The 21,339-nt window shown below is 38.0% G+C and carries 20 protein-coding genes and 1 pseudogene; 7 read left to right on the forward strand and 14 right to left on the reverse strand.

Annotated features, from left to right (window positions below; genetic code table 11):
• Window positions 1-224 precede the first annotated feature (224 nt).
• Window positions 225-1,133, reverse strand: a complete 909-nt coding sequence (locus tag D5018_RS12925; protein ID WP_121839418.1) for an AraC family transcriptional regulator — start codon at window positions 1,131-1,133, stop codon at window positions 225-227.
• 125 nt (window positions 1,134-1,258) lie between these two features.
• Between D5018_RS12925 and exaC the strand changes: the two genes are divergently transcribed.
• Window positions 1,259-2,779 carry an acetaldehyde dehydrogenase ExaC gene (exaC, locus tag D5018_RS12930; protein ID WP_121839419.1) on the forward strand — a complete coding sequence of 507 codons (1,521 nt, stop codon included), beginning with the start codon at window positions 1,259-1,261 and terminating at the stop codon, window positions 2,777-2,779.
• A gap of 87 nt (window positions 2,780-2,866) precedes the next feature.
• Here exaC and D5018_RS12935 read toward each other — a convergent pair whose 3' ends face one another.
• From D5018_RS12935 to D5018_RS12985, 11 genes and pseudogenes are all read right to left on the reverse strand, one after another.
• Complete coding sequence (locus tag D5018_RS12935) at window positions 2,867-3,454, reverse strand: hypothetical protein (protein ID WP_121839420.1); 588 nt, start codon at window positions 3,452-3,454, stop codon at window positions 2,867-2,869.
• Between the two features lie 94 nt (window positions 3,455-3,548).
• The gene (locus D5018_RS12940) at window positions 3,549-4,178 is read right to left on the reverse strand and encodes an SCO family protein (protein WP_121839421.1); all 630 of its coding nucleotides are present in this window, start codon (window positions 4,176-4,178) and stop codon (window positions 3,549-3,551) included.
• Between the two features lie 6 nt (window positions 4,179-4,184).
• On the reverse strand, window positions 4,185-5,081 hold the full coding sequence (cyoE, locus tag D5018_RS12945; protein ID WP_121839450.1) for a heme o synthase: 897 nt from the start codon (window positions 5,079-5,081) through the stop codon (window positions 4,185-4,187).
• A 1-nt stretch (window position 5,082) separates the two neighbouring features.
• Window positions 5,083-6,078: a COX15/CtaA family protein gene (locus tag D5018_RS12950; RefSeq protein WP_121839422.1), complete on the reverse strand. Its 996-nt coding sequence runs from the start codon at window positions 6,076-6,078 to the stop codon at window positions 5,083-5,085.
• A complete protein-coding gene (locus D5018_RS12955) occupies window positions 6,078-6,611 on the reverse strand; it encodes a hypothetical protein (protein ID WP_121839423.1) in 534 nt (177 codons plus the stop codon). Before D5018_RS12955 ends, D5018_RS12950 begins: the two co-directional genes overlap by 1 nt.
• Window positions 6,595-7,359: an SURF1 family protein gene (locus D5018_RS12960; protein WP_121839424.1), complete on the reverse strand. Its 765-nt coding sequence runs from the start codon at window positions 7,357-7,359 to the stop codon at window positions 6,595-6,597. The genes D5018_RS12955 and D5018_RS12960 overlap by 17 nt, the downstream gene beginning before the upstream one ends.
• Window positions 7,360-7,366: 7 nt before the next feature.
• Window positions 7,367-8,239: a cytochrome c oxidase subunit 3 gene (locus D5018_RS12965; RefSeq protein WP_121839425.1), complete on the reverse strand. Its 873-nt coding sequence runs from the start codon at window positions 8,237-8,239 to the stop codon at window positions 7,367-7,369.
• An 18-nt stretch (window positions 8,240-8,257) separates the two neighbouring features.
• Window positions 8,258-8,836: a cytochrome c oxidase assembly protein gene (locus D5018_RS12970; RefSeq protein WP_121839426.1), complete on the reverse strand. Its 579-nt coding sequence runs from the start codon at window positions 8,834-8,836 to the stop codon at window positions 8,258-8,260.
• Window positions 8,837-10,441: a cytochrome c oxidase subunit I gene (gene ctaD / locus D5018_RS12975; protein ID WP_121839427.1), complete on the reverse strand. Its 1,605-nt coding sequence runs from the start codon at window positions 10,439-10,441 to the stop codon at window positions 8,837-8,839.
• Between the two features lie 24 nt (window positions 10,442-10,465).
• Window positions 10,466-11,578: pseudogene (gene coxB / locus D5018_RS12980) on the reverse strand (cytochrome c oxidase subunit II); the annotation flags it as partial.
• A 315-nt stretch (window positions 11,579-11,893) separates the two neighbouring features.
• Window positions 11,894-13,750 carry an AsmA family protein gene (locus tag D5018_RS12985; protein WP_121839428.1) on the reverse strand — a complete coding sequence of 619 codons (1,857 nt, stop codon included), beginning with the start codon at window positions 13,748-13,750 and terminating at the stop codon, window positions 11,894-11,896.
• A gap of 193 nt (window positions 13,751-13,943) precedes the next feature.
• Between D5018_RS12985 and tnpA the strand changes: the two genes are divergently transcribed.
• Entirely contained in the window at window positions 13,944-14,369 is a 426-nt protein-coding gene (tnpA, locus tag D5018_RS12990) for an IS200/IS605 family transposase (protein WP_121839429.1), read from the forward strand.
• Between the two features lie 234 nt (window positions 14,370-14,603).
• The gene (locus tag D5018_RS12995) at window positions 14,604-14,915 is read left to right on the forward strand and encodes a hypothetical protein (protein ID WP_121839430.1); all 312 of its coding nucleotides are present in this window, start codon (window positions 14,604-14,606) and stop codon (window positions 14,913-14,915) included.
• 1 nt (window position 14,916) lies between these two features.
• Here the strand turns inward: D5018_RS12995 and D5018_RS13000 are convergent, their stop codons facing one another.
• Window positions 14,917-15,678 carry a tRNA-uridine aminocarboxypropyltransferase gene (locus D5018_RS13000; RefSeq protein WP_121839431.1) on the reverse strand — a complete coding sequence of 254 codons (762 nt, stop codon included), beginning with the start codon at window positions 15,676-15,678 and terminating at the stop codon, window positions 14,917-14,919.
• A gap of 76 nt (window positions 15,679-15,754) precedes the next feature.
• Window positions 15,755-17,065, reverse strand: a complete 1,311-nt coding sequence (gene pssA, locus D5018_RS13005) for a CDP-diacylglycerol--serine O-phosphatidyltransferase (protein ID WP_121839432.1) — start codon at window positions 17,063-17,065, stop codon at window positions 15,755-15,757.
• A 254-nt stretch (window positions 17,066-17,319) separates the two neighbouring features.
• Between pssA and D5018_RS13010 the strand changes: the two genes are divergently transcribed.
• Genes D5018_RS13010 through crr form a run of 4 tightly spaced genes read left to right on the forward strand, consistent with a single transcriptional unit; the run spans window position 17,320 to window position 21,221 of the window.
• Window positions 17,320-18,651, forward strand: a complete 1,332-nt coding sequence (locus D5018_RS13010) for an anti-phage deoxyguanosine triphosphatase (RefSeq protein WP_121839433.1) — start codon at window positions 17,320-17,322, stop codon at window positions 18,649-18,651.
• Between the two features lie 56 nt (window positions 18,652-18,707).
• Window positions 18,708-18,965: an HPr family phosphocarrier protein gene (locus D5018_RS13015; protein WP_121839434.1), complete on the forward strand. Its 258-nt coding sequence runs from the start codon at window positions 18,708-18,710 to the stop codon at window positions 18,963-18,965.
• 24 nt (window positions 18,966-18,989) lie between these two features.
• A complete protein-coding gene (gene ptsP, locus D5018_RS13020; protein ID WP_121839435.1) occupies window positions 18,990-20,693 on the forward strand; it encodes a phosphoenolpyruvate--protein phosphotransferase in 1,704 nt (567 codons plus the stop codon).
• Between the two features lie 18 nt (window positions 20,694-20,711).
• A complete protein-coding gene (crr, locus tag D5018_RS13025; protein WP_121839436.1) occupies window positions 20,712-21,221 on the forward strand; it encodes a PTS glucose transporter subunit IIA in 510 nt (169 codons plus the stop codon).
• Window positions 21,222-21,339 lie beyond the last annotated feature (118 nt).

Here is a 21,339-nt window from a genome sequence, read left to right on the forward strand (position 1 = left end):
TTATTAGCTGGCTTATGGGTCTTTTTACAGCTCAACGAAGTTCTTTCTAACTATACCATTGAGGAGATTGAAGCATTTAGAGAGTTGGCTAGTTCGTTTTTTGGACAAACCATGTAGATACCTATGGTTAAAATAGTATAAGTCAGTTTAAAGATAAAAACTTCCATAATATAGAATTACATTTGATTAAAGTTTCAAGGCTTCTTAGGTTGATACAAGTATAATTATCCCATTGTGCGAGTCTTATAACCACTTGGGCATATACCAAAGTACTTTTTAAAACAGCGGCTAAAATGGCTTGTATTGGTAAAACCAACTTCAAAGCAAGCCGTTGTTACCTTTTGACCTTGCTTTATCAGGCCCGCCGCCCTTTTTAATCGCAATTGAAGTTGAAACGCCGCAGGAGAACAGCCGAAATGAGTTTTAAATTGAGTAAAAAACTTCGACCTACTCATACATGACAATTTACACAACTGCTCAACATCGAGCTGAGAGTCTAAATTTTCGACAATATAATTTACTGATGCATTTATACCATTAGACTCAGGATCTTGTTCGCAGTGTTCCAAAATGAAGCTTCTCGTTTGCTCTCTCAATAAACGAATGGTTAGCTCAGTTATGGCTAGATCGATTAGATAGTTTCGATCTTGATGATTTTCAATGTAAACCTGAACAATTCGGTTTAACAGTTGCTGTGTAGATGATGTATGGTGTGTATGAATGGAGTTTGGCCTGTAACACCAACAACCGTAATCTTTATCAAGAGGTTTAGACTGTTCTAGCTTATCTATAACCTTCTTAATTCGATCTGTTGATATTTCGATAGCTAAGCATGTTGTCGGTTCCGAAATTGTTGCTTCAGGAAAATCAATTTTTACTTGATTATTGGGCGCAATAACAAAGGATTCATGAGGCAAGAATTGGCTGGGGCAAGCAAGTGAATCATCGTACATGATTTTTTTACCTGAAATCATTCCACAAAAAAGTAACTGATCTGATAAGAGTGGAATTTTATCAGCTTGCTCGTAAGTATCATAAATACTCAGTTCAGTATCCGGAGCTGTAAAGCTAATTTTATTTTCAACCAGTACCTGAGGTTTCTTTCGTAATTCAGATAGTTGTTCACGAATCATACGCCTATTCCAATGTTTTTATTTTGTACTGAGAGTCATTTATTGTGGATTAGCAGCAAAGTTAAATTCATTTTGTGTCTTTACGTTAATAAGAAAAACCGATAAATACAATAGAAGGACATCATATGATTTACTCTGCTCCCGGCTCAAAAGATGCCATCGTTAATTTTAAACCTAGGTATCAAAATTTCATTGGTGGTCAATGGGTTGAACCTTGCGACGGCCAATACTTTCAAAATATCAGCCCTGTTAACGGCCAACCTTTTTGCGAAATTCCACGCTCGAACGCAAAAGACATCGAACTAGCATTAGATGCCGCACATAAAGCTAAAGATTCATGGGGTGCAACATCTGTCACTGAACGCTCCAGTCTTTTGTTAAAAATTGCAGATCGTATCGAACAGAATATCGAATACCTTGCGGTAGCTGAAACTTGGGATAATGGCAAAGCTGTGCGAGAAACATTAGCAGCCGACTTGCCACTTGCAGTGGATCATTTCAGATATTTTGCGGGTTGTTTACGCGCGCAAGAAGGCTCTATTGGCGAAATAGATGAAAAAACCGTTTCATATCATTTCCATGAACCATTAGGTGTTGTTGGCCAAATTATTCCTTGGAACTTCCCTATTCTTATGGCAGCTTGGAAGCTAGGTCCTGCACTTGCAGCTGGTAATTGCGTCGTTCTAAAACCAGCAGAACAAACACCAGCATCTATTTTACTTTTAGTTGAATTAATTGAAGACCTTCTCCCAGCAGGTGTCCTCAACATCGTAAATGGTTATGGTGAAGAAGCCGGTCAAGCATTAGCCACCAGCAAGCGTATTGCAAAAATAGCCTTTACGGGTTCAACGCCAGTTGGTTCACACATCCTTAAATGCGCTGCCGAAAATATCATTCCATCGACTGTAGAACTCGGCGGCAAGTCACCCAATATTTTCTTTAAAGATGTAATGGATCAAGAAGATGAGTATTTAAGTAAATGTATAGAAGGTGTTGTACTAGCATACTTTAACCAAGGTGAAGTCTGTACCTGCCCTTCCCGTTTATTTGTACATGAAGATATTTATTCTAAATTTATTGAGAAAGTTATTGAGCGCTCCAAGGCTATTAAACGAGGTAATCCATTAGATACTGACACCATGGTTGGCGCTCAAGCATCGCAAGAACAATACGATAAGATCATGGGTTACATAAAAATTGGCCGTGAAGAAGGTGCGGAAGTACTACTCGGTGGCGAAGCTGAATCATTAGATAGTGAGCACAGTAATGGCTTTTATATCAAACCTACCTTACTAAAAGGTACAAATGATATGCGAATTTTCCAAGAAGAAATTTTTGGCCCTGTGATTTCGCTTTGTACATTTAAGGATGAAGACGAAGTCATTGAACTGGCAAATAGTTCAGAATTTGGCTTAGGCGCAGGTGTTTGGACTCGTGATATGAACCTTGCATATCGTATGGGTCGAAAGATTGAAGCTGGTCGGATTTGGACTAACTGTTATCACATGTACCCAGCGCATGCAGCCTTCGGAGGATATAAAAAATCAGGTGTTGGCCGCGAAACCCATAAAATGGCACTTGAACATTATCAGCAAACCAAAAACCTGTTAGTTAGCTATGATGTTAATCCGCTAGGTTTCTTCTAGAAATTAAAAAAGCGAATGATGGTTTCAATTATCCATCCCTTATATCAAGTGGTAGTGATTAATTGAAACCTTCCTTTCTCGTACACATCAACGTCGAAATAATTTTTCTTTCAATATATTAATCGGCTTTTTGATTATTTGAAAAATTTGACGCAAGCCCAACAATGAAATTAGTTCAATCTTTTGAAATCTAGTCAGCATTTGTGGTTGGAATTGTCCAATTAAGCGCAACACGTGCGAATGAGTTACAGCTTTCGCTATCAGCCAAACCGGAGAAAACTTAAATCGACATATTGTGATACGTTCAAAATCCACCATATAAAGCTTACCTTTTTCATCTACTAATAAATCCCTTAAAGGCAGAGCATGTCTTGCGATGCCATGTGAAAGCAACTGATTCACAATCCCTTTTAATTGTTTAATATGTGACTGCGATAAGCATGTTGGTTTTATACCTGGCAAACGACTCATTTCAAAACTCATTTCATTTTTATTTACATTAATAAGCTTTGGAACTCGTTTGAAGTCAACGAGTTGTTTCAACGCATAAATTTCGAGTTTAAAGCGCTTTAAACTGTCTCGTTGAGGCAAAAACCTTTTGATAACATTATGTTGATTGATTTCAACATACATTTTCCCTGTTCGGTAGATCCTTCTATTAATACTCTCAATCATCACAACTCCTTTTCTCTAGCACAATTCCTTGTTGAATAACGCCCAACTGAAGCGTAGAACATTATATTCACACCTAAGTACTTGTAATATTAGTTTAACCGTATCTATCCATGAGTTTCAAAACATCTGCTTCCATATCTTCGTTTTTTATTTGCGGTATTCTACCAGGCACGACTTGTGGCTTAATAATTCCGATTTTCAAACCTTTTGGAGATACTAATGTCATAGTTGCACTGTGACTAATTAGATAATTTTTGCCTTCCCCTACTTTTGAATAAGCCATTCCTAGGTTCCGTGTGAGTGGTAACAATTGTGATTGACTACCAGTAACAGCGATAAAATGCTTATTAAAAAATGTTGTGTACTCTTTTAACTTGTGAAGGCTATCGCGTTCAGGATCAACTGAAATAAAAACAATCTGAAATGGATGGTCTTTTTTTAATTTAGGGTATGCTGCGGCAAGTTTAGTCATGGCTGTTGGACAAATATCTGGACATGTTGTGTAACCAACAAAAAATAAAGTCCATTTGCCTTGTAGACTCTCATTTGTGAATGACTTTCCATATTGATTTGTTAAGTGAAATGGTATAACTAACTTTTTGGTCGGATATTCCGTAGTCGTGATCAGTGTCAATGGCCGATGGTGTTGATAATATGCTAATCCACCACCTAATAGTCCAAAAGTAATCAAACAGCTAATCACTAATGATTTTGATTGCATCATCTGCCCTTATAAGTAATGGTCAAGCAAAAACAAACTAAACAGCAGCATTAAGTAATAAATTGAAAACTTAAATACTGACATGGACGACTGCTTTGAAGGATTATATTTTAGTTTCCATGCTTGTATGAAAAACAAGGCACTTAGAATTGTCGATCCAATTAGATAAATAGCACCTGTCATACCTACAATAGCAGGAAGCAGACATGCTATTCCTAATAGCAAGGTATAAAGTAAAATAGATGTTTTTGTGTATTCAATGCCATGAGTAACAGAAAGTACAGGTATCTCAGCTTTTGCATATTCATCTTCTTTTGCAATCGCAAGCGCCCAAAAATGTGGCGGAGTCCAAAGAAAGATAATCATCACAAGCAACACTGCATTACTATCTAACTTACCAGTAATAGCTGTCCACCCTAGCAATGGAGGCATAGCACCTGCCAGACCACCAATGACAATATTTTGTGAAGTTGCTCTTTTTAAATATAAGGTATATATCACGGCATAACCAAGCAGGCTTGCAAATGTCAGCCAAGCTGTCAGAGAATTCACATAGCTAAATAAAGTGCAGAATCCAAATCCGCCAAGTATTGAAGCAAATACACTCGCTTTAAACACACTAACTCTGTGTTGTGCGACAGGCCTTTTATGTGTACGCTTCATTTTTGCATCAACTTCACGATCAATCACATGGTTAATTGTTGCCGCTGACGCTGACATCATTGCAATTCCTAATAACCCAAAAAACACCAACCTAATAGGTAATGTTCCTTGAGTTGACATGCACATTCCTACCATCACAGTTAGTAGCATGAGCGCGACTACCTTAGGCTTAGTGAGCTCTAAATAATCTCTCCAACTAAAAGGAATGCTTGTAAATGAATTAATCATTATTGCTCTATTCATCTTATTGCTCATGTTGACCACCCTGCCGCCACACATGAAAATTGATATATAGCATGCAAAGCAGAAGCATTAAGGCACCAGCATTGTGAGCCACAGCGATCCCAATGGGTAATTGAAATAATACGTTCATTACCCCTAAGCTGATTTGTAGACACAAAAATCCCAATAGCCAGTATCCACTTTTTTTAATTGTATATACCTGCTGTGACAGTAATCGAAATGCTAATGAGCCCAATACACAACTTGTCACCATTGCCCAAATCCGATGGCATATATGAATCGTCATTCGAGCATCTGAGCTTAGTACTCCGAACTCATAGCTTTTATGTAGACCTTGCAAAGGAGAAAATGCTTGAGTGAAATCTAAATGGTTTATCCAATTACCCTGACAAATAGGCAATGAAGTGCAAGCTAAAGCTGCATAATTAGTGGAAGTCCACCCACCCAATATAATTTGAATAACTAAAGTAAATAGACCAAGAGCTGCATGACGTTGTATCACTACTGCTGAGCAATGCTCCATCGCTTCATTGCGCTTGATAGAATTAAGATGAATCAGCCAAAGCAGCGAAATGACGCAGTAGCCACCCAATAAATGAGACATCACTACAATCGGCATTAACTTCATTGTAACTGTCCACATGCCAAGTAGAGCCTGAAATACTACAACAGCTACCAAACCCCATGTTAAGAGCCTTGGTGTGATTCGTTTAGTTAATGATTGAATTAATATGGCCAGAATTAGAAGACTTAGGCTGCCAGCAAGGTAACGATGGATCATCTCTAGCCATGCTTTTTCAGGTTGTAAGACATCGCCAAGAAACAGCCTATGAGTATTTTGCAGAAGCTGAGTCTGTGTCGGTACTGTCAGGTGATCGTAGCATTTAGGCCAGTCAGGACAACTTAAACCCGCATTCGATAGTCTGGTATAAGCGCCCATTAATATCACGGTGAAAGCTAATAGAATTGCACATCCAATCAATAATCTCGACTTCATTAACCCACCTTCGATAACTTCAGTAATGTTCGAATATCTGTTAATAAATGGCGAGCTTGATCTATACAAGCTTGATCATTCGTTACCATTGGATAGCTCGTTACCCATTTACCCAATGGGTCAACAACCACAAATAAACGACCAGTTAACGCTTTATTTACGGCTGAATTAGCCCTTAAATAAAAAGCATTAGTGCTCTTATCGTCAAATAGTTTATTGTTCACTAAAACAGGAGCAACTCTTGACTGATCTTTTCCTAAAGCGGTAATAGTTTGGTGCAATACAAATAATTGTTGGCGACACAAGCTAGTGCATTTATCAGGTACTTGATAAAGAACCTGCCATTTATGAGGCGCAGGATTTTCAATTTTGAGCGTTCGATAACTCATTGCTGCTGGCAGTAAGTCGCCTAAGTTAGTCGAACCTTCTCGATACCAGTGCATATTTAAAAATAGTTTGCTAAAAATCACTGGGGCGATAAACACCAGCGCTAAGCACATTAATATTTTCTGATCACTAAGCTTTGTTACCATCTAGCCTGTACCTTTTACAAAAACTGAATAAACCTATTACGACCATGGTTGTTGCCATGGCAAACCACTGAACCGCATACCCATAATTTTTTGAAGAAGGCATAGCTAATTTATGTTTTCTTTTTAATAATACCCTTCCATCGATAGTGTAAAATTGTTGCTTTGGCTGGAGCGCGACCGCCAATACCTTGTGTCCCAAGAAGCGACTTAACTGCTTGTAATTGAGGTTCTGGATTCTAATTTGCTTACCGATTTCAGGTAATAACTGGCTGCTGAACGGGTTTTTAGCAGTGTGGTACAGAGTACCAACTAACTTTACTTTTTGAGTTATTTCTTTAATCACGGGTAAATGATTACGCTGGGCATAAGCTACTATGAACCCTAAATCCACTAACAACCAAGGTTGATTTCTTTGATATTTCATCACTTGGTAAATTTCATAACCTACTTTTTTCCCTAAAATTTGATTATCAAGATAAACCAATGGCTTTGATACAGGGGTTAAATCCACTTTTGCTTGAAAACCGGTAAGTGAAGCCATATTCGAGGCGTTATTAATCTTAAAAAAACTCAACTGATGATGACTTCGAACAAAAAAACTGGTTTCCAACTGTTGGTTATGTTCACCTTTTCTCAATTGCCAAAAACCAAGCTTAACTAATAGCAAAATCAAACTGGTAAACAATAAAAAACCCACAACCTTTTTACAGCTGATGTTCTCGAAATAATTAAAGTTTGTAATCGCCATTTGTTACTTAGAGCACATACACGAATACGAATAAACAAAGCCAAACAACATCAACAAAATGCCAGTACCAACTACCAGCTTGAAAAGCAAAATGTTTATCTGGAGTAAAATGCCCTTTTAACACACGACAAAATAGAACGATGAGAAAAATGCTCCCTAGCGTCACGTGCAACCCATGAAATCCAGTAAGCATAAAGAAAGTGTTGCCATAAACCCCTGATTTAAGTGTCAGGCCTACCTCTGTATATGCATGGTAATACTCAGTGGCTTGAAAAAATAAAAAACTTAAGCCTAGTAATATGGTTAACCCAAGGCATACAGTTAGAGTTTTTCTTTTGTTCTTCTCTAAACTGACGTGAGCAAAATGCAAAGTAACTGATGAAGTCAATAAAATAACTGTATTGATTAGAGGTACCCCTAACCACGGCATAGCCTGTGTTTTATCGCCTTTAGGAGTAATAATTAGCGGCCATTGAGCTTTGAAATGAGGCCATAAAATTTGATGAGTGACTCCACCATCATGCCCACCTAACCATGGAACAGAAAACACCCTCACAAAGAATAATGCGCCAAAGAAAGCAGCAAAAAACATGACTTCAGAAAAAATAAACCAACTCATCCCTTGACGAAATGAGATATCCATCTGCTTTGAATATAAACCAGACATAGATTCAATAATCACATGCCTAAACCAACCAACAATCATAAACAAAATTGTGGCTATACCTGCCAACAGTAGATAAAGTCCATGAGTAGCCTGTCCTTTTTCTAACTCAATGACAAAATGACCAGCACCGAAAGCAATTCCAAAAAGCCCTACAGCACCTATGATTGGCCACGGGCTTTGTTCAGGCACATAATATTTTGCATAAGCATTCATGGCAGTCTCCATATAGAGTTAGCTTTCAATTTGTTTAGCCACTTCTGGATGAACAGCTAAAACAGCCTTGGTAACATCGTACAAGGTATACGACAAGGTAATCGTATGTATTTCTTTGGGTAACGCAGGGTCAATAAAAAAAACCACAGGCAAATCAGCTTTGGTTTGAGGCTTCAGCGGCTGCTGGGTAAAACAAAAACATTCAGTTTTGTGAAAATACAAAGTACCCTGACCGGGTGAGATTGAAGGAATTGCTTGGGAAACGATCAAATGATTTGAGTTATTTTTCGCATAAAACTGAGCATGAGCTAATTCGCCAGGATGCACAGTCACCTCTTTAGTGATCGCACCAAAATCATAAGGTAAGCCTGGGTGAATTTGCGTAACAAACTCAACTCTAATATTTCGACTTTTATCTACCACTAATTCTCTTTTGTATTTTTCAGGAAGATTGGATGAGTGACCATTTATACCCAGTTGTTTACACATGACGTTATAAAGAGGAACAAGCGCAAAACCAAAGCCGAACATGCCTATACAGCCACAGACTAAGTAAATCATCAGCTTTTTGTTATTACTCATCGGCGCCTTTGTCATTTACTCAACCTCTGGCGGAGTCGTAAAGGAGTGATATGGTGGTGGACTAGGTAAAGTCCATTCTAAGCCTTCAGCACCATCCCATGGTTTTGCTGGTGCAGACTCTCCACCTCTAATGCACTTAATAACTAATGCAAAAAACAATAATTGTGACAATCCAAACGCAAATCCACCTAAGGAAACAATTTTATTCAAGTTCGCAAACTGCAGGGCATAATCAGGGATCCGCCTAGGCATACCAGCCAGACCTAAAAAGTGCATGGGAAAGAACAATACATTTACAGAGATTACTGAACACCAAAAGTGCCAATTAGCTAATTTGAAGCTGTACATATGCCCAGTCCATTTAGGCAACCAATAGTAAGCTGCGGCCATAATGGCAAACACAGCACCGGTAACAAGCACATAATGAAAATGGGCTACCACAAAATATGTATTATGATATTGGAAATCTGCAGGTGTGATTGCTAGCATCAATCCAGAGAAGCCTCCAATCGTAAATAAAATGACGAAAGCAATGGCAAATAGCATCGGAGGCTCAAAAGATAACGAACCTCTCCACATGGTCGCTACCCAATTAAAAACTTTCACTCCTGTTGGAACAGCAATAATCATAGTGCAATACATGAAGAACAATTCAGAGAATAACGGCATGCCTGTGGTAAACATATGATGGCCCCACACTATGAATGACAACACAGCAATACTTACTGTGGCGTAAACCATCGAAGAGTATCCAAATAGTTTCTTACGACTAAAAGCTGGAATAATAGATGAAATGATGCCAAAAGCAGGCAGAATCATAATGTAGACTTCTGGGTGGCCAAAGAACCAGAATATATGCTGAAACATGACTGGATCACCACCACCTGCGGCATCAAAAAAACTGGTGCCAAAAAATTTATCAGTGAGCACCATTGTCACGACACCAGCGAGAACAGGCATTACAGCTATCAATAAAAATGCGGTAATAAGCCAAGTCCAGACAAAAAGTGGTAAATTCATCCACTTCATTCCGGGCGCTCTTAAATTAAAGATGGTTACAATGACATTCATTGCCCCCATGATTGAGCTGATCCCCATAATGTGAATAGAAAACACAAATAAGGCGGTACTGTCACTACTATAGTGAGTGGACAATGGCGCATAGAAAGTCCAACCAAAATTCGGGCCACCACCCGGCATAAATAACGTGCTGAGTAATATTGAAAATGCAAATGGCAATATCCAAAAGCTCCAATTATTCATTCTTGGTAATGCCATGTCTGGAGCGCCAATCATCAATGGAATCAACCAATTGGCTAGCCCAGTAAACGCGGGCATAACCGCACCGAACACCATAATCAGCCCATGAACTGTGGTCATTTGGTTGAACAAATTAGGGTCTAAAATTACTTTTCCCGGTTCAAACAGTTCTACTCTTATCAGCATCGCCATGCAGCCGCCGATCAAAAACATAATAAAACTGAACCATAGGTATAAGGTACCAATGTCTTTATGGTTAGTGGTTTTCAGCCAACGCATCATGCCTCTGGGAGGCATATGGTGATGTTCGTGGCTAGTAGAGTTAATGGTGGCTGACATTTCTGGATTCAATGTAGTCATGAGTTATCCTTATTGCTTCACCTTATGAACATCGGAGGCTTGCACAGCATCTCCCATGTTGTTTCCCCAAGAGTTCCTTTCATAAGTAATGGCCGCGGCAATTTCCTCATCAGTCAATTGCTTGCTAAACGCTTGCATAGCAGTTCCAAGGCGACCAAATTTCACGGTATGGATGTGATCATGAACGGGGCCTGTTGCTGTTTTGCTTCCTTTAAGTGCAGGAAATACACCTTGTAAACCCATGCCATTTGGCTGGTGGCATACAGCACAATGAGCTAAATAAACATTCTGACCCTCTTTCATCAAATCGGCTTTTGATAGCGTTTTCGATAAAGCGGCTTGCGCAGATTTTGCCGCGACCAATTTCGCTTGTTGTTGTGCTTTCAACCATGAATCAAATTCTTTGCCTGATACCGCTTTAACAACAATTGGCATAAAACCATGGCCTTTACCACATAGTTGAGCACATTGACCTCGATAGACACCAGTTTTATCAATTCGGGTCCATGCTTCATTGATAAAGCCAGGGTTGGCATCTTTTTGAATTGCAAAGGCTGGAATGAACCACGAATGAATGACATCTTCTGATGTGATTAAAAAGCGTATTTTCCGATTGACGGGTAAAACGAGTGGTTTATCAACTTCTAGTAAATAATCAGTATCTTTAGCTTGCTGATTATCGATTTGCTTTTGCGGGGTTTTTAATATGCTGTAAAAACCAACGCCTTTATTAAAGTAGTCGTAATGCCATTTCCATTGAGAAGCGGTTATCTTGATCGTTAAGGCCGCGTCTTTTGTATCATCCATTTTAATTAAAGTGCCTGTTGCGGGTACAGCCATAGCAATCAAGATAAGGAATGGAATGATGGTCCATGCCAACTCTACTTTAACACTCTCATGAAAATTCGCGGCTTTGTGGCCTTGAGATTTACGATGCCTAAGCATTGCGTAAATCATTGCTCCAAATACCCCTACACCTATTGCGCAGCAGATATAAAAAATGGTCATGTGAAGATGATAGATATCATGGCTAATACCAGTGACACCTTTCGTCATATTAAGTTGTGCCGCTTCCACAAAAATTGGAAATAACAGCAGGCCAACCGAAATTAATAGCCTTTTTGTATTTGAATACACCCAACGACTCCTGAAGTAACGACTTAATGCTGCTGGACGGTTTAGGTATTCCTTACGGTGAGATCCTTGATTTAGTGAGATAACTTTCTAATAAGCGGTGACTTTCTGACAGTCTAATGCATTAAAAAGCATCGAATTGTGTTGAAGGTTACTTGACTTGATTCTAAGTTCCTAAAAAAAAATCCTTTTATGAATAAGGATTAATGATGGTCAAAACGTTGTGAACATAACGTAAAGCTGATTAATAAATAACTTTATAAAAAGGTATAAAAAAGCCCTGTTTTTACAGGGCGTTATATATCTAAGCTTACAAAATTAGAATCCAAACTTGCCAAACAGTTTCTTTTTAATTTTATCTTTAAGCTTATCTTTCTCTTTATCTAGCTGTTGCTTGAGTACGGCTTGAGTATCCAATCTAAATTTGGGATCTGACAAACTTCCCGTAACCAAAAATGGAATGTCCCTGCCCCTTAGCTGATTCAAACCAGATTTATGACTATTGCTTTCTGTCACATTGACAGAAAGTTTATAAGCTAATTTATCTGTGAGTAAATTGGCGGTTCCATTACCTTTTACCTTCAAAACAGGTGAAGTTAATGCGGTATTACTAATTTGCATCACGCCATTATTAATCGCAAATTCAGTACCTAAATTTTCGAATAGAGTTTTATCCACTTCAGTTTCTTTTGGTGCAGCTTCTCCTTTTAACTGACTTTCAAAATTAGATAACATTTTACCTATATCAACACCATGATAAGCGCCATCCGTTACTGCAACACTTCCTCTTGCCGCTAGCTTTTGCTTTATCGCTAACGGTGAGACACCATGGCCACTTCCTGAGATTGATAAATTCGTTTCACCCGAAATCTCTTGAGTGTCCAATGCATCTTTTAACAATGGTTGAAACTGGAACTTAGTCAAATTAGCACTGAAGTTATAACTCGCAATTGACTTTCTTGCATCTAGACTCGCTTTACCTTGTAACTTCCCTTGATAAAGGTCACTCGAAATATCTTTTATCGTTAGGACTGAATTGGATATATTCGCCATTATACTTAAGTTACTGGCATGAACATTTTTAGCCTTAATACTTTTTATGGTAACTTTCGCGCTACCGTTTATGGAAGCTAAGGCAGAAAGATCTGGCTCTTTATTGCTCACTTCATTAGCTACTGATGCTTGCGCTGTTTCTTCATCAACTTTAGAATTTGCATTCTCTGTACCTCTAGGAAAATAAGGCGTCAAATCTACATCACCAAAATTAAAGCTGATATTGACATTCGGCACTTTTAAACCGTAATTAGCTCTAAGACTGCCATTTCCTTTTATGTCGTTAATTTGAACTTGGCTAACATCCAGATTTGCAGTTTGCTTTTCTAGATCGACATTAGCCGCTACCTTCAATACTGCATTAATATGACCTGTCGGCAGCTGATTGCCTTTTGCGCTTAGGTTTGCTTCAAAGCTTTTTATACTTAGTGATTGAAGTGTTGAAGCAACATTGATAACCCCATTACCGGTAACTTCAGCATTCAACTCAGGTTGTTTCACTGTGGCCTTCATTTTGAATGATGAATCAGAATCTAAACCAAATTTAGCAAGGTTAAAGTACTCTAGCTTCAATGTCTGCTCAGATTGAACTTGCAAATTTTGTTGATAGATAACAATATTTTCAATATCTATACCAGCAATCGAAACTGCACCAATATCTATAGTTGATTGCTCGTTCTGTTTCGTTTTGTTAACTTCAGGTTGAGGTTTAGTGTTAGCTGTATTGCCTTTTTCTTGTAACTTATAAAGGTTTGTACGACCACCTTTGTCTGTTAAGAGGTTCAGCTTCATATCCTTGAATTGAACTGTCTTCACTTCTATGTTTTTCGATAATAAAGGTAATAAAGCAACATCAGCAACAACATGATCAATTCTGATAAGTTCTTTTTTACTAAAACCCGATGGGTTCTCAATCTCTAGACCATTAACCTCAATACCGATTGTTGGAAAGAGTTTCCAGCCCAGCTCCCCATCTATGTTAGCTTTGTAGCCAGTAGCATCTTCAATTGAATCAGTAAGTTGAGGTTTAAGCTGATTAATATTAAAGAAGAGCGTGAGGTATAAAACCAGTGCGGTTATGATAACGGCAATACTTATTGCCAGTCCTTTTATCAATTTCATCTTCAAAGTCCCATAAGAAAATTTTACCTATTGTATACCTGTTGTTTCCTCTAATCCAAAACTGAATTACTTTCTTACTATCAAAAAAATGCGAACATCATCAAAACCTTAATTTATTAGTCTCACGTAAGGTTAAAACCCCCGTCTTTCAGACGGGTAGCTTTCAGCTAGCGGTTGCCTTTATGATGTATGGATGAAGTACCGACAAGGCTCTCACACAAAATACAAGATCGAGTATCACTTCGTATGGGTCACAAAATACAGATATAAAGTTCTTGTAGGGGACGTGGGTTTAAGAGTGAGGGATTTAGTCAGACAAGTTTGCGAATATCTTGAAATTGAGATATTACGCGGAGTCATAACTAAAGATCACGTTCACTTACTTGTTTCAGCTCCACCGACCATACCAGCCTCATTGATAATGAAGCGAATCAAGGGCAGAACGTCTACAAAAATATTCAATGAATATCCAATGTTAAAAAAGAAATATTGGGGTCAGCATTTCTGGGCACGAGGTTACTTTTGTGTCACAACTGGAGAGTTAACCAAAGAAATGATCGCAGAATATCTTGAACATCATTTCGAAAGAAAAGGTGATGATAATTTTGATATTGAGTAAATCGAGTCACTGAAGCCGAGTAGCGGACTTTCAGTCCGCAAAAAATAACCCACCGTCTTTCAGACGGTGGTTGTTAAGTATTTATTGAGGAACTGCAATAAAATTGTATAATTAGCAGGCTGACGCTAACTTCATTTGCAATTGCGATATAAAAGTAATGCGTAGTGTAACTTTTCACTTCATTTGATTAACCCTTTGGGAAATCAATAACACTTGTATTCGAATGGAATTATGATGAATGAGAATTTGGATTTAGAAAAAGCTATTTCTGCGCTCGATTCATATGGACTTGAACAAAAACAATCGTCGGACTTAACTCAAGCCCGTAATAAGAAGCAAATGACGGCTTATCTTGAAACGCTTGATTACAGTCTACGGAGAATGAAATTGCTTCAAGAAGCCATCATCGAAATGGTAGATTCAGAAGAACAACGCTTACTTCGGCAAGAAAAGATTCAAACCTTTAAAACAAAGGTAATTAATCTATCTCGCCAATACAATATCAGCTATGATGAAGTGTTACAGATAATGGCAAGCAATTCTTAATTTATAATCCAGCTAATATTGCTTTTTCATGAGTAATATTGAATTGAGCTAAATACTCAGAAAAAGGTTTAATATCTTTTGCTGGTCTTTTATTGCGTCCTAATAAAACTGATTCTTTAAACACATCACACCATTTTTGCAGCGCAATAGCATTATGAGTCTCACCAAATGACTCTAATGCTAATGATGCAACTTCTGCTGTGCCAAGCTGAAAGTCCCTAGATCCTTTTCTGATCATATAATTTGCTAGAAAATCTGGACTAAATGACAACATAGGAATGTTTTGTAAATATCGACTTTTACGAAACATTTTTACCGCCTCACGCCAGCAACCATCAAGTAAGATAAATATCGGCTTTTTATTTGAGAGCTCTTCCCTATTTATCGAATTAATTACGCTTGTTTTTTCTGTAGCATATTCTTCAGGGAAGATAAGGATCGGTTGATATTGTTCGTCAGAAAATAAATTTAACAACTCAGTATTTGGCTCAGTTCTCGACCAAAGAAAGGCATAAGTTTCAGGAAATAAATCTGCAATTAAGCGCCCTGTATTAGAAGGTTTTAACACTTCATCATCGTACATCACTATAGCGAATGCCGCCTCCGAATTTAATTGGCGACGGTGCGGACACAAACACCAAGTTCTTGCCTGTAAACACAGTTTGCAGCGACTGATGTTCTTTCCTCTTGCATTAAACTCAGTAGAGGATAATGATTTTCTGTAATCATACAGGCTATGAATACGATGTTTTAAAATAGTCATTTTCTTCAGCGTTAAAAAACACTCGCCAGATAACGAGTGTTAAGAAATGAATAAATTCATTGAGTATTGGTACAGATTACATAATACGGCGCAGAATAAAATCAGCACGTAATCGTTTAATACGGGTTAAGATTTTTTTTACTTCTTCTGGATAATCTTGCAAAGTGTCAATGTCTGTGTAATGAGACACTTGGTTAGTATTTTGCAAGATATGCTCACGCTCTTTCGTAAACCCTTGTTCTATTTCTTGATTAACATCATGTACTAAAATGCCATTTTCAAGATCTAATGACCAAGCACGTGGATTTAAATTTGAGCCTGTCAGTAAGTGATATTTGTTATCTGCACTGATACCTTTTAAATGAAAACTATGGTGATCATGCTTCCAAAGATGAATTTTTAATAAGCCTTTATCTACCGCCCATTGATGACGTTTCAAAAATCTCAACAGTGCTTGCTCATATATATAGGGCACAGCACCAATAGTCGAAAAATCCTCTTCAGGCGGAATAAAAAAGTCATTCGCCGTTTTATCACCCACAACAATCTCTAATTTTTTACCTTGCTTAAGGTGTTTGGTTAAAGCACGACTCAGAGAGTAAGGAGGGTTAAAATAAGGCGTGCAAATAAACAGAGACTCAATTGACTCTTTAACCACTGCAATCGCAGCTTTATTTAGTGCATTTTTACGCTTACCTAAGCCAACCAGAGGTGTAATGCGTAAACCTGAATCAACGCCACTGAATTCATAGTTACTTCTTGTAAGCCGGCTTTTTAATTTTTTGATTTGGGTCTTTGTCGGTAACACTTCGAATTCTTTTGCCTGGGCAAGTGATACGACTGCGGGCTCTTCCAATAAACTCTTCATAAAGTTTTTCATAGTACGAGCGCCGCGCTCAGATTCTATGACATGATAGCGATCGAAGCGATATTTATCCGAATGATGCAAATAAATGTTATTTAAACTCGCTCCACTGAAAAGTATCGAATCGTCTATTACAAAGCCTTTTAAGTGAAGTACGCCTAAAATCTCTTTACTTTTAACTGGTACACCATAAATTTCAATTGGATGTTCCGCTACAGATAACTTATCGCGATACATGAAATAGTTTCCACTATCCCCTTTATGACCAATTAATCCACGGCGTGCACGGTGAAAGTCAACGAATACTTTTACATCAAGTTCAGGGTTAGATTTCTTGACGGCCAATAATGCATCAATAATTTCACGACCAGCTTCATCATCTTCAAGGTATAGCGCGGAGATGTAGATGCTTTGTTGAGCGTTAGCAATACGTTTGAGTAATTCTTTACGAAACATTTCTGCTGTGAGCAACCATGACATTGAATCAGTCGAAATCGGTATGCCACTTAACTGGCTTAACAAGGTAATCTCCTTAAACTGAACAAGGGAACGTTGATGAATAAGATAGGAGCATCAACCAACCATAAAGATATAAAAGCTAAAAACTACCGATTTGTACTCTGTTGAGCAAGTTATTTGTTCATTTTTAAGATGCTAACAAGTTAGAGCGATGTAATTTTGCTCGATATTATAAATTAAAGTGCAACTTGTTTATTTTTAGACTGAACTTGCTAAAGTAGAACTTAATCTATTTTTCCATTGGATGAGGAAACGCGATGAGCCAAAATTCGTGGCAGCAACGCCGGTCAACAGAATCTAAAAATAGACGGGATGATCATCGTAGCCCATTTCAACGAGACAGAGCTCGGATATTGCATTCCGCGGCTTTTCGTCGATTACAGGCAAAGACCCAAGTTTTAGGTGTTGGAATGAATGATTTTTATCGCACTCGACTGACTCATTCTTTAGAAGTTGCACAAATTGGCACAGGAATACTCGCTCAGCTCAAACAAAAACACCCGACACATAAAGATTTACTCAGCTCGAATAGTCTTATCGAAAGCTTGTGCTTAGCTCATGATATAGGGCATCCACCTTTTGGACATGGTGGCGAAACAGCATTAAATTATATGATGCGTGATCATGGAGGCTTTGAAGGAAATGGGCAAACCTTCAGAATTCTTGCACGTTTAGAGCCCTATACCTCTCAGTGGGGAATGAATCTTACCCGCCGTACCCTGCTTGGTGTTTTAAAATATCCGGTACCCTATCAAGATTTATTTAATCGTTACGATTTGGAAAAAGTACAAAACTATCGTCAACTTAAGCCAGACCAGTGGCCAGTTGTAAAAGGGATCTACCAAGATGATATTGATATTCTTGACTGGGTGCTCGAACCATTATCTGATAATGACAAATCTCGTTTTTTAACTCACAACATTACTCAGCAGTACCATCATAAACGTAGTGTTTATAAATCACTAGATTGTTCTATTATGGAATTAGCCGATGATATTGCTTATGCGGTACATGATTTAGAAGATGCCATTGTCATGGGAATAGTGACGAAAGATCAATGGCAGCATCTGGTGGAATTCCAATTAGCTGAAATCGATAATGATTGGATTAATCAAGAGATCGTCAACTTGAAAGATAAGCTATTTAGTTTTGAACATCATATCAGAAAAGATGCGATAGGGACTTTAGTTAATAGCTTAGTTACAGCAATTTATCTTGATCAAGATGAACATTTCGATAGCCCATTGTTTAGCTACAATGCCAAGCTTCAGACTGATTTTTCTTTATTGCTCGATATCTTAAAGCGCTTCGTCTACAAAATGGTGATCCGTAGACCCGAAATCCAAATGATTGAATTTAAAGGTCAACAAATAGTGATGGAACTCTTTGAAGCTTTAGAATCGGATCCAGAACGATTGCTGCCTTATAATACTCAAGAAAGATGGCTGAAACATCAGCATGAATTTGGCAACGGTAATCGAATTTTATGTGATTATATTTCAGGTATGACTGATGATTTTGCTGGACGTTTATATCAGCAATTGTTTAGCCCTAAAACCAATAGTTTGATCGATTTAAGTTCCCAATAGCCTTTGATTATAAGATAATATACGGCTGTAAATTTAAGCGTTACTTGAGCCGTAAAATGTATAAAAAAATTATTACCATTCGTGCAAAACATGGAATTCATACTCGACCTGCCGCTCTACTCGTTAAAACTGCTAAAACATTCGATTGTGATGTGATTGTAGAATGTAATGGTAAACAAGCCAGCGCCAAGAGTTTATTCAAATTACAAACATTGGGCTTATATCAGGGTCAAGAAGTTAAAGTTTCAGCCGAAGGAACACATGCACAAGAAGCAGTTGAAAGTGTTTCCACACTTCTCGAAACCTTAAGTTAATCTACCTTACTCACAGGTATAACTATGTCAGTAACTGGAATCATAGGCTCCACAGGTCTAGCATTTGGTCAAGCCGTACACATAATCGAACAAGACTATAGTGTTGATTTGCATTTACTTCGTAAAAACGAAGTACCTAAAGAGCAACAACGCTTAAGAGAAGCTATTCATCATATACTCCAGTTATTAATCATTAGCTTAGAGCATCTCGATTCGGATTCTGAAAATTATAAGCTTATTGAATCTGATATTTTATTACTCGATGATCAAGCATTGTTAAACCAAATGCTCAATTGTATCGAGGGAAAGCGCTATTCTGCGTCTCTGGCTGTTCAGCGAACATTCGAAACTCATGCCTACGAAATTGAATGCATAGAAGATCCTATGATCGCAAGCCGTGGACAAGATATTCGACATTTATCGGCAAGAATCATTGCTTCAATCAATGGCACTTTAAGCTGGAGCTTAGAGCATCTCGATCAAGATACAATCATACTTGCACATGACATTACGCCAGCAGAGTTTGCCCTACTCCCTAAAAAATATATTAGAGGTATTGTTCTAGAAACCGGTGGCATAACAAGTCATACAGCCATCCTTGCAAGAGCAGCAGGGATTCCTGCCTTATTAGATTGCCAATATCAACATTTGAATATCCAAAATGGCCAGCCTATCGCATTAGATGCCATTGATGGCGTATTGCATCATCTTCCCGATAATGAACTTGTTAAGGCACTCAGTGATAAGCAATTAAAAGATAAATCGAAAATTAATGCGTTACTTTCAATTAAGAATCAAACAACTCAAACAGTTGATGGTCACCCAGTCTCTCTTTGGGTTAACGTCACGGGATTGAATGATGTTATTCGATCTACAGAAATTGGCTCTCTAGGTGTAGGATTATTCAGAACTGAATTCATGCTGATGCATGCAACTGAATACCCTTGTGAACAAAAACAATATCAAACATTTTGTGATGCCTTACATAGTCTAAACGGAATGCCGCTAACAATTCGAACTTTAGATCTTGGCGCAGACAAGCCGCTTCCTTTTGAACGAAAAGTACAAGAAGATAACCCAGCCCTTGGGATCAGGGGATGTAGGTATTCATTAGCTCATCCTCAATACTTTAAGCCTCAGCTAAAAGCTGCAATGCGTGCTGCAAATCATGGACACGTTCGATTAATGTTCCCAATGATTAACCAAATTGAAGAAATTGAAGAAATCAAGGCTGTCATTGAGGAGTGTAAACAAGAGTTGGTTAATAATGATATTGGCTACGGGGATTTTGAATTTGGGATTATGATTGAAACGCCAGCGGCTGTATTCAATCTCACAAGTATGCTACCTGAACTTGATTTTATAAGCATTGGGACGAATGACTTAACACAATACAGTATGGCTGCTGACCGAAGTAACACAAAGTTGGCCAGAGTCTTTCCCTCCCTTTCTCCTGCTATTTTAAAAACCATTGATCTAATCGTTATACAAGCCAAACAATTTGATGTTAGTGTTTCTCTTTGTGGTGAATTAGCAAGTGTTCCCAAAGTTGTTCCATTATTGGTTGGCCTTGGACTAAGTGAACTAAGTGTGGATCTCAATAAATTTCTAGAGATAAAATCCATAATCTGCTCTGGTGACTATAATCAATTCCAAGAGCTTGCTGAAAAAGCGTTGAAGCAGACGAAAATTCAACCACTACAGCAATTAATTTATACGCGTATTTGATAGCATTTTGAGGGAAAAATGGGCTTTATCAATCAATGCAAGCAGTGGTTTGACAATACACCGCAGCAAACACAAACAATTGACATCTATTCCCCAGTTTCAGGTGAAATAGTATCTATTGAGCAAGTTCCTGATATCGTATTTGCTGAAAAAATTGTTGGTGATGGATTAGCTATAACTCCACATGGTAGTACCATTCATGCACCAGTTGATGGAACCATTGGCAAGATTTTCGAAACTAATCATGCGTTTAGTATTGTAACTAAAGAGGGAGTTGAACTATTTATCCACTTTGGAGTTGGTACAGTAGAACTTCAAGGGACAGGGTTTTCAAGGCTTGTTGAGCAGGGAGCTGAAGTACATATTGGAGACCCAATTCTTCAATTCGATCTTAATTTTATACAAGAACAAGTAACCAGTACTGTTACACCTGTTGTGATCGCCAATATGGATGCCATTCAAGGTTTAAGTAAAAAGAAAGGCTCAGTTACCGCAAAACAGGATATTTTGTTTTCTGTAACAATTTAAACTCTCTTTATATTGACGATCTATTCTAAACCAAACCGTTACTATGCTTGATACTTCAATCAAGCATTCAGCTTTTTCCCACTCTCATGTAGTATATTCAAATCTAATAAATCAAAGA

The organism is Parashewanella curva, assembly GCF_003675895.1.
GTDB classification, from domain to species: Bacteria; Pseudomonadota; Gammaproteobacteria; order Enterobacterales; family Shewanellaceae; genus Parashewanella; species Parashewanella curva.

Coding starts and splice junctions, on each gene's coding strand:
- D5018_RS12925 (WP_121839418.1), bottom strand. CDS start 1,133: ATGATTCGTGAACAACTATCTGAATTACGAAAGAAACCTCAGGTACTG.
- exaC (WP_121839419.1), top strand. CDS start 1,259: ATGATTTACTCTGCTCCCGGCTCAAAAGATGCCATCGTTAATTTTAAA.
- D5018_RS12935 (WP_121839420.1), bottom strand. CDS start 3,454: ATGATTGAGAGTATTAATAGAAGGATCTACCGAACAGGGAAAATGTAT.
- D5018_RS12940 (WP_121839421.1), bottom strand. CDS start 4,178: ATGATGCAATCAAAATCATTAGTGATTAGCTGTTTGATTACTTTTGGA.
- cyoE (WP_121839450.1), bottom strand. CDS start 5,081: ATGAATAGAGCAATAATGATTAATTCATTTACAAGCATTCCTTTTAGT.
- D5018_RS12950 (WP_121839422.1), bottom strand. CDS start 6,078: ATGAAGTCGAGATTATTGATTGGATGTGCAATTCTATTAGCTTTCACC.
- D5018_RS12955 (WP_121839423.1), bottom strand. CDS start 6,611: ATGGTAACAAAGCTTAGTGATCAGAAAATATTAATGTGCTTAGCGCTG.
- D5018_RS12960 (WP_121839424.1), bottom strand. CDS start 7,359: ATGGCGATTACAAACTTTAATTATTTCGAGAACATCAGCTGTAAAAAG.
- D5018_RS12965 (WP_121839425.1), bottom strand. CDS start 8,239: ATGAATGCTTATGCAAAATATTATGTGCCTGAACAAAGCCCGTGGCCA.
- D5018_RS12970 (WP_121839426.1), bottom strand. CDS start 8,836: ATGACAAAGGCGCCGATGAGTAATAACAAAAAGCTGATGATTTACTTA.
- ctaD (WP_121839427.1), bottom strand. CDS start 10,441: ATGACTACATTGAATCCAGAAATGTCAGCCACCATTAACTCTACTAGC.
- D5018_RS12985 (WP_121839428.1), bottom strand. CDS start 13,750: ATGAAATTGATAAAAGGACTGGCAATAAGTATTGCCGTTATCATAACC.
- tnpA (WP_121839429.1), top strand. CDS start 13,944: ATGAAGTACCGACAAGGCTCTCACACAAAATACAAGATCGAGTATCAC.
- D5018_RS12995 (WP_121839430.1), top strand. CDS start 14,604: ATGAATGAGAATTTGGATTTAGAAAAAGCTATTTCTGCGCTCGATTCA.
- D5018_RS13000 (WP_121839431.1), bottom strand. CDS start 15,678: ATGACTATTTTAAAACATCGTATTCATAGCCTGTATGATTACAGAAAA.
- D5018_RS13010 (WP_121839433.1), top strand. CDS start 17,320: ATGAGCCAAAATTCGTGGCAGCAACGCCGGTCAACAGAATCTAAAAAT.
- D5018_RS13015 (WP_121839434.1), top strand. CDS start 18,708: ATGTATAAAAAAATTATTACCATTCGTGCAAAACATGGAATTCATACT.
- ptsP (WP_121839435.1), top strand. CDS start 18,990: ATGTCAGTAACTGGAATCATAGGCTCCACAGGTCTAGCATTTGGTCAA.
- crr (WP_121839436.1), top strand. CDS start 20,712: ATGGGCTTTATCAATCAATGCAAGCAGTGGTTTGACAATACACCGCAG.